The sequence below is a fragment of the Sporosarcina sp. 179-K 3D1 HS genome (assembly GCF_047228905.1).
In the GTDB taxonomy this organism is placed as follows: Bacteria; Bacillota; Bacilli; order Bacillales_A; family Planococcaceae; genus Sporosarcina.
Genome location: NZ_JBFEGI010000001.1, coordinates 251,330 through 267,188 on the forward strand (window position 1 = coordinate 251,330; position 15,859 = coordinate 267,188).

At 48.0% G+C, this 15,859-nt stretch carries 16 protein-coding genes; all 16 read right to left on the reverse strand.

The window, feature by feature from the left end; translation table 11 throughout:
- Positions 1–9: 9 nt before the first annotated feature.
- On the reverse strand, positions 10–1,170 hold the full coding sequence (sucC, locus tag AB1K83_RS01275; RefSeq protein ID WP_413056335.1) for an ADP-forming succinate--CoA ligase subunit beta: 1,161 nt from the start codon (positions 1,168–1,170) through the stop codon (positions 10–12).
- A gap of 144 nt (positions 1,171–1,314) precedes the next feature.
- Positions 1,315–1,605, reverse strand: coding sequence for an EscU/YscU/HrcU family type III secretion system export apparatus switch protein (locus AB1K83_RS01280; protein ID WP_413056336.1), 291 nt, complete (start codon positions 1,603–1,605; stop codon positions 1,315–1,317).
- The gene (locus tag AB1K83_RS01285; protein WP_413056337.1) at positions 1,602–3,620 is read right to left on the reverse strand and encodes a hypothetical protein; all 2,019 of its coding nucleotides are present in this window, start codon (positions 3,618–3,620) and stop codon (positions 1,602–1,604) included. The genes AB1K83_RS01280 and AB1K83_RS01285 overlap by 4 nt, the downstream gene beginning before the upstream one ends.
- Complete coding sequence (locus AB1K83_RS01290) at positions 3,541–4,398, reverse strand: ribonuclease HII (RefSeq protein WP_413056338.1); 858 nt, start codon at positions 4,396–4,398, stop codon at positions 3,541–3,543. Before AB1K83_RS01290 ends, AB1K83_RS01285 begins: the two co-directional genes overlap by 80 nt.
- A 128-nt stretch (positions 4,399–4,526) precedes the next feature.
- Complete coding sequence (ylqF, locus tag AB1K83_RS01295) at positions 4,527–5,375, reverse strand: ribosome biogenesis GTPase YlqF (RefSeq protein WP_413056339.1); 849 nt, start codon at positions 5,373–5,375, stop codon at positions 4,527–4,529.
- Between the two features lie 18 nt (positions 5,376–5,393).
- The gene (gene lepB, locus AB1K83_RS01300; protein ID WP_413056340.1) at positions 5,394–5,960 is read right to left on the reverse strand and encodes a signal peptidase I; all 567 of its coding nucleotides are present in this window, start codon (positions 5,958–5,960) and stop codon (positions 5,394–5,396) included.
- A gap of 108 nt (positions 5,961–6,068) precedes the next feature.
- Positions 6,069–6,413 carry a 50S ribosomal protein L19 gene (gene rplS / locus AB1K83_RS01305; RefSeq protein ID WP_413056341.1) on the reverse strand — a complete coding sequence of 115 codons (345 nt, stop codon included), beginning with the start codon at positions 6,411–6,413 and terminating at the stop codon, positions 6,069–6,071.
- Positions 6,414–6,545: 132 nt separating this feature from the next.
- Positions 6,546–7,283: a tRNA (guanosine(37)-N1)-methyltransferase TrmD gene (gene trmD, locus AB1K83_RS01310; RefSeq protein WP_413056601.1), complete on the reverse strand. Its 738-nt coding sequence runs from the start codon at positions 7,281–7,283 to the stop codon at positions 6,546–6,548.
- On the reverse strand, positions 7,283–7,798 hold the full coding sequence (gene rimM, locus AB1K83_RS01315) for a ribosome maturation factor RimM (protein WP_413056342.1): 516 nt from the start codon (positions 7,796–7,798) through the stop codon (positions 7,283–7,285). Before rimM ends, trmD begins: the two co-directional genes overlap by 1 nt.
- A 91-nt stretch (positions 7,799–7,889) precedes the next feature.
- Positions 7,890–8,123, reverse strand: a complete 234-nt coding sequence (locus tag AB1K83_RS01320; RefSeq protein WP_413056343.1) for a KH domain-containing protein — start codon at positions 8,121–8,123, stop codon at positions 7,890–7,892.
- A 15-nt stretch (positions 8,124–8,138) separates the two neighbouring features.
- On the reverse strand, positions 8,139–8,411 hold the full coding sequence (rpsP, locus tag AB1K83_RS01325; protein ID WP_041074015.1) for a 30S ribosomal protein S16: 273 nt from the start codon (positions 8,409–8,411) through the stop codon (positions 8,139–8,141).
- 238 nt (positions 8,412–8,649) lie between these two features.
- On the reverse strand, positions 8,650–10,005 hold the full coding sequence (ffh, locus tag AB1K83_RS01330) for a signal recognition particle protein (RefSeq protein ID WP_413056344.1): 1,356 nt from the start codon (positions 10,003–10,005) through the stop codon (positions 8,650–8,652).
- A gap of 12 nt (positions 10,006–10,017) precedes the next feature.
- Positions 10,018–10,353: a putative DNA-binding protein gene (locus AB1K83_RS01335; protein WP_413056345.1), complete on the reverse strand. Its 336-nt coding sequence runs from the start codon at positions 10,351–10,353 to the stop codon at positions 10,018–10,020.
- 64 nt (positions 10,354–10,417) lie between these two features.
- Entirely contained in the window at positions 10,418–11,419 is a 1,002-nt protein-coding gene (ftsY, locus tag AB1K83_RS01340) for a signal recognition particle-docking protein FtsY (protein WP_413056346.1), read from the reverse strand.
- Positions 11,420–11,434: 15 nt separating this feature from the next.
- Positions 11,435–14,992 carry a chromosome segregation protein SMC gene (gene smc / locus AB1K83_RS01345; protein WP_413056347.1) on the reverse strand — a complete coding sequence of 1,186 codons (3,558 nt, stop codon included), beginning with the start codon at positions 14,990–14,992 and terminating at the stop codon, positions 11,435–11,437.
- A gap of 2 nt (positions 14,993–14,994) precedes the next feature.
- Complete coding sequence (gene rnc, locus AB1K83_RS01350) at positions 14,995–15,759, reverse strand: ribonuclease III (RefSeq protein WP_413056348.1); 765 nt, start codon at positions 15,757–15,759, stop codon at positions 14,995–14,997.
- Between the last annotated feature and the right edge of the window lie 100 nt (positions 15,760–15,859).

The window sequence follows — 15,859 nt, forward strand, 5'->3', positions numbered from 1 at the left end:
CTGCCTTTCTTAGCCTACGAGTTCAACAATCTTTTGTGCACCGTCCGCCATGGAATCGGCAGCGATGATGTTAAGTCCTGATTCGTTCAATAGCGCTTTACCTTTGTCAACATTTGTACCTTCGAGACGTACAACAAGCGGAACTTGAATTCCAACTTCTTTCGCAGCAGCAATAACACCTTCTGCGATAACGTCACATTTCATAATTCCACCGAAGATGTTAACGAAAATCCCTTTAACAGCCTCGTCGGAAAGGATGATCTTGAACGCTTCTGTAACTTTTTCAGCAGTTGCACCGCCCCCAACATCAAGGAAGTTTGCCGGTGATCCGCCGTAGTAGTTAATCGTGTCCATCGTTGCCATTGCAAGACCCGCACCATTAACCATACAGCCGATATTGCCGTCTAGGGAAATGTAGCTTAAGTCATACTTGGAAGCTTCGATTTCTTTCGGATCTTCTTCGTCAAAGTCACGAAGTTCCAAGATGTCTTTATGACGGTACAAAGCGTTTGCATCAAAGTTGAATTTCGCATCAAGTGCTAGAACGTCGTCGTCACCTGTAACTACAAGTGGGTTAATCTCAACGATTGACGCGTCTTTTTCAACGAACACTTGGTAAAGACCAAGCATGAATTTAACTGCTTTGTTTACAAGATGAGTAGGAATATTCATGTTGAAAGCCATACGACGTGCTTGGTATCCTGTTAATCCAACAACTGGATCGATAATTTCTTTGAAGATTTTTTCAGGTGTTGCTTCCGCAACTTCCTCGATGTCCATTCCACCTTCTTCAGAACCCATTAATGTTACACGGTCTGTTGATGTGTCGAGAACGAGTCCTAGATAGTATTCTTTTTTAATATCAGAACCTTCTTCGATTAGAAGACGTTTCACTTCTTTACCTTCTGGACCTGTTTGGTGAGTTACTAGCGTTTTACCAATCAATTCTTTTGCATATGCACGCACTTCATCAAGATTTTTTGCAATCTTGACACCGCCTGCTTTCCCGCGTCCACCTGCATGGATTTGTGCTTTAACAACGATGACGTCCGTACCGAGTTCCTTCGCCGCTTTTACCGCTTCTTCCGGTGAAAAAGCAACAAGGCCGTTTGAAACCGCTACACCATATTCTCTAAGTAGCTGTTTACCTTGATATTCATGGATATTCATCTTAAATCCTCCCATCGAACTACTGTCTCATAATTTACTGCCTTATCCATTGTAGTAAACATGTCAAACATTGTCCACAATTGAATGCCGAATGTAGATATTTGCCGAAAAAAGTTCACAATTTTTTTATTTCAAATTCGGACCCTACTCTTTCTTTCTCAACCCGTGTTCTCTGTCGATGCGGTAAATGTAAGCGAACACTTCAGAGACAGCCAGATACAGTTCTTCAGGGATGGATTGATCCAATTGTAATTGTCCTAAAATTTCGACTAAACTTGGATCTTCTTGGATTGGGATATTATGTTCTTTCGCTTTTTCCAATATATTTTCAGCGATTTTCCCTTTCCCTTTGGCCACCACTTTCGGTGCATCCCCGGCATTCGGATCATAGGAGAGGGCAACTGCCTCTTTACGGATATGGCGTTCGTCGGTCATATGCGGAAGTCAACTCCTTGGCTATCCATATTAAAAGGGGCTGTTTTTTTAACTTCAGTTTTCACTTCTTCAGCGAACGGCTTGAAGAATACACCCGACAATGTATAACCAGCTTGGTCTAAACCTTTTTTCAGCATGTCCAACATTGGTGCTCCGATTGCTTTTAAGGTGTCATCTTCATTGAAAATCGTGACGCTCACAATGCGGTTCTGGACCTGCATATCGATGACCGTTTTTTCAATCGATTCCAAATCGAGATAGAATAATACCCTCGCATACTCGGGATCGATTTTTCCATCTTCTTTCATTCTGCCAGACCATTGCAGCGTTGAGTCGATTTTCCGACCAAACAGCTCAAGCGGCACCTGCATGACAAGTTGATGTTGTACCCCGACTTCTCCCGATTGGATGAGCGGACCATTCATTCGCATGACGAGAGCCTCTGCCATCTCACGTACTGCAGGTGTCACGGCAGTGTCTCTCATCAACGCCAGCAATTGCGGTTTCAATGATTCTGCCAACCGGGGAATATCTGGTTCTTTCGTTGCCAATTCCGCTTCATAATGAAGGCCGAACGATCGGACGACTGTTTGGATCGCTTCCTTTATAGTTCTCCCATCCAGCGCATTGGCCATCGCCGTTTCGGCAGCCTGCACCATTTTTTGCATCACAGGGTTGTCAGATCGCTCCGCCAGCCGGATAAGGGATTCCAAACGTTCAGTCCCTTGCTGTCCCGTTAAGGCGGCGAGCCGCTCGCCCGGCGTTTGTCCGGAAACGGCTGCAAACGGTTCTGCGATCGCTTGTTGTGCAGTGATGCGGTAAATGGCTTGGCTTAATTGTTGAATGAATCGTGCTGTATTTTCGGCGGAAGGTGGCGATTGCATAGCTCGATCGACGATTGATGTCAACTCCATTTTTTGCGGTTGGCTCAGGGTGGTTTCCTTTGCCATTTGCTCTTTAATCCCTTCTAACCGTACGGCTGATTGATCCTGAGGAGCAGAAGCCACTTGCCTTACAATTTCCGACAGTTGCTGTAAAACCGGCTTTGAGGTTGCAACTGTGGGAGCCGTTTGACTTATTGTTTGTGCAACAGTGGCTTTTGGACTTTCCACAGTACCTGTAGCAGCCGCTTGCGGCATCTGAATCGGCGCTGCTGCCGAGGGCGTATTGGTCATGGGGCGGACAGGTCCTTCCTCGGCTTGCAAGGAAGTTAGTACTTGCTGGATATTAGCCAAAGAGGTGCGAGGAGGTAGAATATCTGCACTTTTCAACAGTTGTAAGACATTGAACTTCGTTTCCGCTGTCTCTTCCGGATTGATTAATGTTAGAATAGCCTGTCCAAGGAGTGCTCCTCCTGTCGCTTGCCCAAGTGGCTGAGACACCCTTCCGAGCTGTGCAAGGATCGATTCTTTCGTCTGGGGTGCAACGGTTGAATCCGCAACTACGGCATTTGAAAATGACTGTAGCGCAGAATGAAGCCCTTCCTTTGCCTGCACGCCAAATACAGATCTAAAGTGATTTTCCGTTAGCGGCAACTTGACATCAACCAGTTTTTGAATGGTCGCCAACGCCTCAGGCAATTGGGCGCGAGGAACCAATTTCACCAATTGCTCCGCTGCCAACAATTGATCCCGGGTCATCGGCAATTTCTGCTTCATGACGAAAGCGAGCAGCGACTGCATTTCCGCCGTCTTCGGCAACTGCATCGCTTCCAACAAGGCGCCCAGTTGCCTCCCTTGGCCTTCCCCCCCTTGGAGAGGTCCAGAAATGATTTTCAATTGGAGTTCAGGCTTCACTGCACTTACTTGGAAATAATATGCGTCTCCTGCTTTCATCGGCACTTCCAATTTGGCAACTAACTTATGGGCTCCGATCTGCACTTCCGCCATTTGTCCAGGGAATAATTGCTTCACTTGTCCATGGAATAATTGCCCTTCATTTAGCAGTAGCGGCCTGTTTTGAGAGACAGCCGCTGTCGGAAGTCCGGACAACGGCGTCTTGATCGGATAGTCCAAGGTCTTGCCTCCTTCCCTTCAACATCGTCTTGATTGGTTCAAACGACGCCCGATGTTGGTCACACGGACCATACAAGTGAAGTGCCTCCAAATGCTCAGCTGTCCCATAGCCAGCGTTTTTCCCGAATTGGTAGACGGAATACCGCTCATGCAGCTCGTCCATCAAAGCATCTCTTGTCGTTTTTGCCAATATGGAAGCGGCGGCAATCGCCAGACTCTGCGCATCCCCTTTGACGATGGACTCGGTTTGACAAGGTACAGTCAATGCCATGGCATCGGCGAGCACGATATCGGGCTGGATCACCAGTCCTTTCACCGCTTGTTCCATCGAATCCCGTGTCGCTGCATAGATATTCATTTCATCTATTTTGTTTACTGGCTGTGTATGGATAGAATAGGCAATGGCCACTTCCCGTATTTTTTGTGCAAGCCGTTCCCTCTCCACTCTCTGAATAGCCTTGGAATCATCAAGTCCGACCAATTCGGGCGTTTCCTTCGGCAATATGACTGCAGCAGTGACGACAGGCCCCGCGAGTGGCCCCCTCCCGGCTTCATCCACGCCCGCTACTAATGCGCCGTCATAGGGGGCATACGCCATGTCAAAAGCACATTTTCTATCGTGTTCCTCGCGGATTTTCTTTTTCTTCTCATACTGCCGCTCCCAACGATGCAGAGCCGCTCTCACTCCAGCACGCGGGTCGGCATGAAGTCCCCTCATCCAATCCTCGCGTTCCTCTGTCGCCTGTAGCCGTTCCACAATTTCTTTAATGGTACTCATTGCAATCCCCTCTCCATCTCCCGTACTTTCTTTATTCTATTATATCGGTAAACGATTTCCCTTTTCGACCGGGTCAGACGAAAAAGGCCGATTGCCCCATTGGCAACGGCCTTTATTCTATATGCTGATCATTCCGAGACGAAGTCGAATGTCAACTTTCCGAGTTGTTCATTGCGGATGTCGCGGACAATCAACTCGGCTACTTTGTCATAATCGATTTCTCCGCCCGTCGCATATACTTTCCGGAGCTCTCCGATATGATTGAAGATGGAAAGGATGTCATCGTCGATCGTAGTTAGACCATAGCGTTCGGCTAAACGATTCGGATAGTGGGCTTCCAGGAACCGAAGCCCGAATACTGCCAAATCCTCCATATTTACGATCGTATCTTTGATGGCGCCAGTCAGAGCCAATTTGTATCCGACTTCCTGATCCTCGAATTTCGGCCAGAGGATGCCCGGCGTATCCAGCAACTCCAGTTCCTTGCCGAACTTGATCCATTGCTGTGCTTTTGTCACGCCGGGCTTATCACCGGTCTTCGCTATGTTTTTCCTGGCCAGCCGATTGATTAGCGTCGATTTGCCGACATTCGGAATACCGACGATCATCGCTCGGATGGCACCCGGACGAATTCCCCGTTTGCGCATCCGCTCCAGTTTTGGTGCCAAAATTTCCTTAGCCGCCTTTGTCACGGTTTGCAGCCCTTTTCCTTCGAATGAATTGATAGCGACAGCACGGACACCCTGCTCCTCAAAATGACGGATCCAACGGGCGGTCTCCGTCTCATCTGCAAGATCCATTTTATTCAGGATCAGCAGTCGCGGCTTCTGGTGAATCACTTCATCTATCATCGGATTTCGGGAAGATAGCGGGAGGCGAGCATCGATTAATTCAAAAACGATGTCCACCAATTTCAGTTGCTCGGTCACTTCACGGCGCGCTTTCGCCATATGACCCGGAAACCATTGTATTGTCACGATTTGTAACCCCTTCCCTTAATCAACTGATCCGAAATCCTTGATAGGCCAGAAGACAAATTTGGTGCTGCCAATGATTTCGTCAATTGCTACCGCCCCAATATGCCGGGAATCTTTACTTCTCCTCCGGTTGTCTCCCATTACGAAGACATGCCCTTCCGGGACAGTCATACTTTGGATTTTTTCTTCCAACGTAAAATCTTCTGTCAAAGGAGGATTCGGTACTTCAGATTTGTTTTTGTCAAGGTATGGTTCATCGTACGGTTCCCCGTTAATATAGAGGACGTCATCCCGATATTCCACCGTATCGCCCGGCAAACCGATCACGCGCTTGATATAATCTTTTTGTTCAGGTGCGTGGAATACGACAATGTCAAACCGATCCGGTTCCCCGATCGTATAACCAATTTTATTGACAATCATCCGATCGCCGTCTTCCAATGTCGGCATCATCGATTCACCATCCACCACTATGGGGGTGAACAGGAATATCCGGATGATGGCCGCTAAGCCAAAGGCGATCAGTAACGCTTTCATCCATTCCCATGTTTCATTCTTCTTCTTTTTCTCTTGATTTTCATTCATAGACAAAGCCTCCCGAATCCTTCTACACCTTATTGTACAATCTATTCTTTTCCGAGGCAAAAAGAAAGGGAGCCGAATGGCCGGCCCCCGAATCTTGATGTTTTGCTATTAGCGAATTTCTTTGATACGTGCAGCTTTTCCGCGCAGACTGCGAAGGTAGTACAATTTCGCACGGCGTACTTTACCACGGCGTGTCACTTCAAGTTTAGCGATTTTCGGTGTGTGTACAGGGAATGTACGCTCAACGCCTACACCGTTGGAGATTTTACGGACTGTGAATGTTTCACTGATTCCGCCTCCACGACGTTTGATGACGACACCTTCAAATAGCTGGATACGCTCACGCGTTCCTTCAACGATTTTCACGTGCAAACGAACTGTGTCTCCTGCACGGAAAGTTGGGTGATCAGTGCGAAGCTGATCTTTTGTGATTTCTGCAATAAGATTTTGCATAGTTTTCTCTCCTTCTCCACAGATGCTCTTGCACCTCTTGCCTTTGCAGCGGAACATCAGTCAGTATGCACTTCTCAAAGAAGTACATAGTAGATAGTACCATACAAGCCAAAGGTGTGCAAGGTTCTCCGTTCAATTTTTCTTGTCTTTCAATTGCTCCAATAGCTTGCGTTGATGATCGGTCAATGGTGCGTTTTCGAGAAGATCCGGTCGTCGCTCATATGTACGGATGAGCGACTGCGCTTCCCGCCATTTATCGATTTCAGCGTGGTTGCCCGATAGTAGGACTTCAGGTACATCCATGCCATTGAAAACAGCAGGTCTCGTATATTGTGGATGTTCGAGCAAACCCGTTGAAAACGAATCGAGCACAGGGGAGTCCGCATTGCCGAGTACATTCGGCAGAAGGCGGACAACGCTGTCGATAATCGCCATGGCTGCAAGTTCCCCGCCTGTCAAGACAAAGTCACCTAGCGATAATTCGTCCGTAATGAGATGTTGCCGAATCCGCTCATCATACCCTTCGTAGTGCCCGCAAATGAAGATCAAATGCTCTTCCGACGATAGTTCCTCCGCCTTCTTCTGGGTGAACCGCTCTCCTTGCGGGCACATAAGGATCACACGCGGCGGCTTCTCCAAATCTGCAGTGAGTGCGTCTATCGCACCGAAGAGCGGCTCTGGCTTCAATACCATTCCCGCTCCACCACCGTATGGATAGTCATCCACTTTGCGATGCTTATCCGTGGAGTAATCGCGGAAGTCGGTCACCGAAAACGTCACCGCGTCATTCGCTTGCGCTTTCTTCATGATGGACGAGTGGAGCACGCCTTCGAACATTTCCGGAAACAATGACAACACATCGATTTTCATCAAGACAACAGCCCTTCCATCGGTTCGATGACGATTTTCTTCTCATCGATATTAACTTCTTTGACAATGTCTTCGATATATGGGATGTAATGCGGTTTACCTTGTTCCGGGGTGACCGTCCAAACGTCGTTTGCTCCAGTTTCCAGGATCTCGGTCACTTTCCCGAGTTCTGTTCCCTCCATCGTATAGACGGTGCACCCGATGATTTCGTGGTAATAAAATTCCCCTTCTTCCAATTCGCCGAGCTGGTCATCAGACACTTTCAAAATACCATCCCGATACTTTTCCACGTCATTGATATTCGGATGGTTCTCAAACGTCAACAAATCAAAATTCTTATGTTGTCGATGACTCGCGACGGTTAGATAGATCGGCGTTTTGCTGTTAGGCATGAACAATGCTAAACGGCTCCCGGGAGCATATCGTTCTTCCGGGAAATCGGTGCGCGAAATGACACGGACTTCTCCCCGTATGCCATGTGTATTGACGATTTTCCCTACATTGAAATAATTCATCTCGTACACCATCCTCTGATAGGTTGTTAGACAAAAAAGGAAGGAACATAGGCTCCTCCCTTTTTGATATCCAGACATATGAATGTTGCGGTCAATCGATGATGTCGACAAAAACCTTCTTACCGTGGTGACTGCTTGCCGCTGAATAAACAATTGTACGTATCGCTTTCGCCACACGTCCCTGCTTTCCGATTACTTTCCCCATGTCTTCCGGGTTCACGGAAAGTTTATAGATGATGCGATAATCCTGCTCATCCATTGTGACCCGGACATCCCCGGGATAATCGACTAACGGTTTGACGATTGTTTCAATCAGCTGCTCCATGTACACCCCTCCTGATTATTTGCCGTATTTTGCGTTATGGAATTTTTCCATAATGCCTTGGTCAGAAAACAGGTTGCGGACTGTATCAGAAGGTTTTGCACCGTTCTGTAGCCATTTCAAAGCCAACTCTTCGTTGATTTTGACTTCCGCTGGTTTTGTCAATGGGTTGTAAGTTCCCACTGTTTCGATTTGACGGCCGTCACGTGGTGAACGTGAGTCCGCAACAACAATACGATAGAAAGGAGATTTTTTTGCTCCCATACGTTTTAGACGAATTTTAACTGACATTTTTTCTTGCACCTCCGAATAGTTTCACACAAGATAGTATATTATCAAGGTTTCCGATGTTTGTAAAGTGTTTTTTCTTAACACCTAAAAATTCTTTGAAAATGGGTGATTTCCTTTAACACGCTCCGGCGCTTGCGGATGCCTCCCACAATAAGCCAGGCAGGAAAACCGCCTGCCTGTCTTATTGCTCCGGCTACCGCTTGGAAGGCGCCTTCGCTCTGTTAGCGGAAACACCAAATCATTTAAAAAACGAATCAAATCCCGGCATTTTCATTTTCTTTTTGCCTTTTTGCTGCATGTTGGTCATTTGTTTGACCATTTTCTTCATTTCTTCGAATTGCTTTAGGAGACGGTTGACTTCCTGGATGGAGGTTCCGGAACCTTTGGCGATCCGTTTCTTGCGGCTGGCGTTGATGATTTCCGGCGTGGTCCTCTCCGGGATGGTCATGGAGCGGATGACTGCTTCCACTCGACCCATCTGGCTTTCGTCGACTTTAGCGTTTTCCAGCCCTTTGATTTTATTGGCACCGGGCATCATTTTCAGCAGTTCATCGAGCGGTCCCATCTTTTTAACTTGTTGGAGTTGGTCAAGGAAATCGTCCAATGTGAATGTCTGGGTCCGTAATTTTTGCTCCAGCTCTTTTGCCTTCTCCTCATCGACATTTTCCTGTGCTTTCTCGATGAGGGACATGACATCGCCCATACCAAGGATCCGGGATGCCATCCGCTCTGGGTGGAATGCCTCCAAGGCATCCATTTTTTCACCCATCCCGACGAATTTGATCGGTTTTTGGGTAACTGAACGAATTGAAAGAGCTGCCCCACCTCGGGTGTCGCCGTCCAATTTTGTCAGGACGACACCCGTGATGCCGATCGTTTCATTGAAGCTTTGGGCGACGTTGACTGCATCCTGTCCGGTCATGGCATCGACGACGAGGAATACTTCATCCGGATTGCTTAATTCGCGGATATCCCTCAGCTCCTGCATGAGTTCCTCATCCACATGGAGGCGCCCTGCCGTGTCAATGATGACCACATCGTGATGTTCCCTTTCCGCCTCTTCCAATGCTTGCCGAACGATTTCGACTGGCGAAACATCCGTTCCAAGCGCGAATACCGGCATGGTCAGCTGTTTTCCTAACGTTTCCAATTGTTGAATGGCGGCTGGCCGGTAGACGTCTGCCGCGACGAGAAGCGGTTTTTTGTTATGGCGTTTGCGAAGAATCGTTGCCAATTTACCGGTCGTCGTCGTTTTACCCGCCCCTTGCAAACCAACCATCATAATGACAGTCGGTGATTTCCGGGAAAATTGGATAGGGTTCTGTTCTCCCCCCATCAGACTGGTCAGTTCGTCTTTGACAATTTTCACGACTTGCTGGCCGGGTGTCAGGCTCTTCATGACATCTTGGCCGACAGCGCGCTCGCTGACCGTTTTTACAAATTCCTTTACCACTTTCAAGTTGACGTCCGCTTCGATCAATGCAAAACGCACTTCCCGCATCATCTCTTTGACGTCAGCTTCACTAATTTTCCCCTTGCCCGTTATCTTTTGAAGCGTCCCTTGCAGGCGCTGGGCTAATCCTTCAAATGCCATGCAGGCTGCCTCCTACTCATGTTCTTTTAATGCGTTCACCAATTTCCGGATGGCATTCGTCCGATCATCCTCGCCCTCTAGCAGCTGGTCGATCTGTTCCACGATTTCCACCCGCCTCTGAAATTTGGCGAATAAATTCAACTTGGTTTCATAGTCTTCGAGCATCGTCTCGGTTCGCCGCACATTATCATATACGGCTTGACGCGATACCCCATATTCCTCTGCAATTTCACCGAGCGAAAGATCATCCAGATAATACAATTCCATATAATGTCTCTGTTTCTCTGTTAACAATGATTGATAGAAATCGAAGAGAAAATTAATACGTGTCATTTTCTCAAGCACCATCTGTTTTGCCTCCCGCTTCTTCCCCTGTCATCATAGTATGACAGCGAAACACTGTCAAGTAAATTTACTTGTCCTCTTCTTCCAGTTCCTTTTCCAAACCATCGGCAAAAAGCCCATAAACGTACTTTTCCGGATCAAACGGCTGTAGATCATCAACGCCTTCGCCTAACCCTACAAACTTGACTGGGATATGCAGTTTATTGCGGATCGCGAGCACAATACCACCTTTTGCCGTGCCGTCCAGCTTCGTCAAGACAATGCCCGTCACATCGGTCGCCTCTTTGAACGTCTCCGCTTGGATGAGTGCATTTTGACCAGTCGTCGCATCGAGGGCAAGGAGCACTTCATGCGGAGCCCCTTCCACTTCTTTGCCAATGACGCGATGGACTTTTTCCAGTTCATTCATCAAGTTGACTTTATTCTGCAGCCGACCAGCAGTATCGCAGATGAGAACATCGACATCCCGCTTTTTGGCCGCCCGGATCGCATCGTACATGACGGCTGCTGGATCGGATCCTTCCGATTGCCGGATGACTTCTACGCCAGCCCGCTCTCCCCAGACGACCAACTGATCGATGGCGCCTGCACGGAACGTGTCACCTGCGGCCAACATGACTGTTTTCCCTTCAGCCATCAGACGGGCTGCCAGTTTCCCGATGGTTGTTGTCTTGCCAACGCCGTTGACACCGACCATTAACACAACCGTCAACCCATCCTCCTGGATATTCAGGCTATTATCGAGCTCTTCGCCCGCCTTGTAGATTTCGACCAATTTTTCCGAGATGACCGATTGAATGCCTGCCGTGTCTTTAATATTTTTCCGTTGCACTTCCATTTTCAATTGGTCGATCAATTCCATGACCGTCTCGAAACCGACGTCTGCTTGCAAGAGCAATTCTTCCAGTTCTTCGAAAAACTCTTCGTCCACTTCTCTGAATCGTGCTACGAGATCATTCACTTTCGAAGTGAACTGGTTGCGCGTTTTGGACAATCCCTCTTTAAATTTATCTGTTACCGCTTCATTCGTCCCCGTTATTTTCTCTTTCAATTTTCTAAAAAAAGACATTCCTGATCGACTCCTTTACATGATGGCCCCTTCTGGAACTTCGGACAGCTTGACGGAAATCAGACGGGATACGCCCGATTCCTGCATGGTCACTCCATACAGCACGTCTGCTCCTTCCATTGTCCCTTTCCGGTGTGTAATGACGATGAACTGTGTTTTTTCCGAGAATTTCTTCAAATACTTACTATAGCGGATGACATTCGCTTCATCGAGCGCCGCCTCCACCTCATCCAATATGCAGAATGGGACCGGACGTACTTCGATAATTGAAAAAAGCAATGCAATGGCCGTCAAAGCCCGTTCTCCACCGGATAGCAATGTGAGATTCTGCAATTTCTTCCCGGGAGGCCGTGCCATAATGTCGACCCCCGTCTCAAGCAAATCATCGGGGTTCGTTAATGTCAAGTCAGCTTCTCCGCCACCGAACATTTCACGGAAAACATGGCGGAACCGTTGCTGAACTGCACCAAACGTCGTGGAAAACCGGGCTTTCATTTCCCGGTCCATTTCGGACATTGCCTCTTGCAAAGTACTTTTTGCTTCGAGCAGATCATTGCGTTGCTCACTGAGGAAGCGGTGCCGCTCCGACACTTCTTCAAATTCCGCGATGGCCCCTTGATGGACCGGCCCCAAGGCGTCCAATTCGCTTCTCAGCAGTTCTACCCGCTCCCGTGTTTGCTGTTCATCGAAGTTCGGCACAAATCCGACCTCTGGATAAAGTCCATAGTCGTCCAACAGACGCTGGGTGACCCCTTCATACTTCACTTCGAGACGGGACAAGGCCACATTGACCGCGTTCAAAGCAGAAACCGCCTGCCCTGCCTTGTCACGCAATTGGCGGAGTTCTGTCCCTTTTTGATCAAGTTGTTTGGATAAGGAGCTTCTTGCTTCCCTTTTCTGAATTAATGTCTGCTCTATGGAGTTTTTTTCTTGTACTGCCACTTCAATCCGCTCTTTAATTTCGTCGGCCGTCAACTCTCCACCTTCGTTAGGATCATGGAAAAATTGTAATTCTTCCTGCAAGCTTGCGATCTTTTTGGTTAACTGTTCGGCCGATGCCTCCATCGCGGCAATGGAAGCTTGCTGATATGTTTTCTGTTCCCGTAGGACGGCGGAACGTTCCCGAAGACCGCTCTGTTTGGCAATGAGAGCTGCTTCTTCATTGCGACGGTCGGCTGCCAGGCGCTCCAAAGTCTGGACTTCGGATTGAATGGACTCCAGCTCTTTTTTCACCTGCTGATGCTTTTCCTGCCATTCTTTCTTCTTTTTCATTAGCTCAGAACCGGAATGTTCCGCCCCTTGTCTTCCTTTTTCGGTAACGGCTATTTCCTGCTCGATCGATTTGATGGTAATGTCAATTTCCCGGATTCCCGATTCGGTGGCATTCAAGCCAATTTGGTGTTGCTCCAATTCGGCCCGCAAATGATTAGACTCTTGCATCCACTTGGCGACATCCATTTTTGTATCGCCCATTTTCCGGGTGGCGACTTTCAGTGATTCCTCCATACGCAGCAATTGCGTTTTCAACGTCTCCAGCTCCGCTTTTCTAGTGAACACGGAGGCTTGGCCTTTCACGCCTCCTCCAGTGAGAGAACCTCCCGCATTGACGATATCTCCGTCAACCGTCACGACACGGAAGCGATAATTCAGGAGTTTAGCGATCGCAGAGGCTCCAGTAAGTGTTTTGGCGACCAGTGTATTACCAAGAAGATTTTCAGTGACGCCCCGATAGGCCTCATTTGTCTGAACGAGCTGGTCCGCAGTGGCAATAAATTCCGGATGCTGCTTCACCGAATTTAGACTTGCCGCCGGGACGGTCCGTGGCTTCATGACATCCCTCGGAAGGAATGTCGCCCGACCTGCATTTTTTGATTTCAAGTAGCCGATCGCTTTTCTCGCTTCGGCTTCCGTTGCGGTGACAAGATGCTGCAGTGCCCCGCCTAAAGCCGTTTCCACCGCTTTCACAAATTGTGCATCCACGGAAATCAATTCAGCGACCGCCCCGTCAATGCCGGACAGCTTGCCGGACCGTTTTGCCAAAAGCACTTCCTTGACGCCCGAATAAAACCCTGAGAAATCGGCCTCCATGCTTTCCAGCGCCCGAACACGTCCACTCATTTCATGTTGGCGATTAAGCGCCTTCTGCATCATTTCCTGCTGGGATGCAAGTTCCTTTTCAGCAGTCTGAAGGGATTGATTAGCTTTTCGATAAGCCGACTCTCCGGCAGCATAGTGCTGCTTTAACTGAGAAAGCGATTCTGCCTTCGCTTGTCTATCGCCCTTCAACTCCTGAAGTTTTTCACGCAAGAGGGTAGTTTGCTGGAGTATTCTTTCGGAGGAGGTTCTCTCCCCTTCCAACCGTTCCTCAAGATGTTTCAAGTCGTTGCGAAGGGTCGCTTCTTCATTTAGACGGTCAATATAAAGCGATTTTAGTTCCTCGATTTCAGCCTCTGTTTCTTTTACCGATCGTTTCAAAATTTGGGATATGGCATCCAATTCCGTGGCGATTCGTTTATATTCCTCTTCGGTCTTCTCCAATTGCTTAAGTGCTGGACCGATTTTTCCGGTTAACTGTCCTTGCTCTGTCACTGCACTGTCTAACTCTGTTTGCAAGCGGACTATCTGCTGTTCGGCATTCCGCGTTTTTTCAAGGGATAATAAGCGCCGGCCTTCCCATTTTTCAGCTTCCGCACTAACTGTGACGAGCTTTTCTTGCAATTTTTCCGCTTCCTCGTCCACTTTAGCCAGTTGTTGTTTGAAGAGCGTGCACTGTTGTTCCACTTGATGGACAGCATTTTCATACTGTTCTTTTTCCTGTTGCAACTGATTGGCCTGATTGGAAGTTTGAAGGATTTCCTCCCGGAGTTTGCCTGTATCCAAATTCAGTAGACGGACGTACAACTCCCGGATCTCTTCCGAAAGCACGTTATACGTTTTGGCAGCTTGTGCGCTTTTTTCCAATGGGCCAATCCTTGTGTCGAGCTCCTTCAGGATATCCAAGACACGATCCAAGTTATCTTCCGTTTCGAATAACTTATGTTCAGCTTTCCTTTTCCTTGTTCTATATTTCAAGACACCTGCTGCTTCATCAAAAATCGTGCGGCGATCCTCAGGCCGGCTGTTCAAAATCTCGTCGATCCGGCCTTGGGAAATAATGGAAAACGCTTCTTTTCCCACACCTGAATCCATAAAGACATCGTTGATATCTTTCAACCGACATTGTTGTCCATTCAAGAGGTAAGCACTTTCCCCGGAACGGAAAACACGCCGGCTCACGCTGATTTCCGTGTAATCCAACGGGAAAAGGTTTTGGCTATTATCCAACACAAGCGTCACTTCTGCAAAATTCAACGGCTTCCTTGAATCGCTTCCGGCAAAAATGACGTCTTCCATTTTCGAGCCACGCAGCGATTTCGCCGACTGTTCACCGAGAACCCAGCGGATAGCATCCGTTATGTTGCTCTTACCGCTGCCGTTTGGCCCCACTACGGCGGTGACACCTGGGACGAAATCGATGCCGATCCGTTCGGCAAACGATTTAAAGCCGATGATCTCTAGTCTTTTAAGAAACACGATCAGCTCTCCCTTTCAGCCTGTTGGCTTTCCAGTTTCACGATAGCATGTCGGGCCGCTTCCTGTTCAGCTTCTTTTTTAGATTTCCCAATGCCGGTCCCCATTTCCTCTTCCCCGAGGCGCACGACTGTGACAAACTTTTTCGCATGTGCTGGACCCTTCTCTTCGATGATTTCATAATGAAGAGACCCACTATTTGTCTGCTGCACGATTTCCTGCAGACGGCTTTTGTAATCCATCATATGCGAAAAAGCACCGACGCTAATTTTCGGAAAGACAATTTTCTCTAAAAAAGAAGTAACGGCCTCCATGCCTTGATCCAGATAGAGTGCGCCGACAAAGGCTTCAAATACGTCCGCCAGTAAAGCCGGGCGCATCCGGCCCCCTGTCTGCTCTTCCCCTTTCCCTAAAAGGATATATTGCCCGAACCCTAGTTCATTTGAAAATTTCTCAAGGGATGGTTCGCAGACGATTGCCGCCCGCAGTTTGGTCAACTCCCCTTCGGTCATCGTAGGTTCAGTAGCATATAAAAACCGGGATACACCGAGTTCCAGGACAGCATCGCCTAAAAACTCCAACCGCTCATTATCGGTGAAATTCTTTTTCCGATGTTCATTGACGTAAGATGAGTGGGTAAATGCGTTGTGCAGAAGAGATTCATTGGAAAACCGGATATCCAAGTTCGTTTGGAGCTCCTCGAACTTCTTACGGATTGCTGCCGGCAACGTTCCATTCGTTGGTCTGTGGTGATGTCGTCTATTGGTCATAACGATTCTGCCTTTCCTTACATAATCCTTACATGTTCCTTCTAATTTTACCCCTTTGCCCTGATTAGTGCAAAAGTGAAAAGAGACGCTTTCACACCTT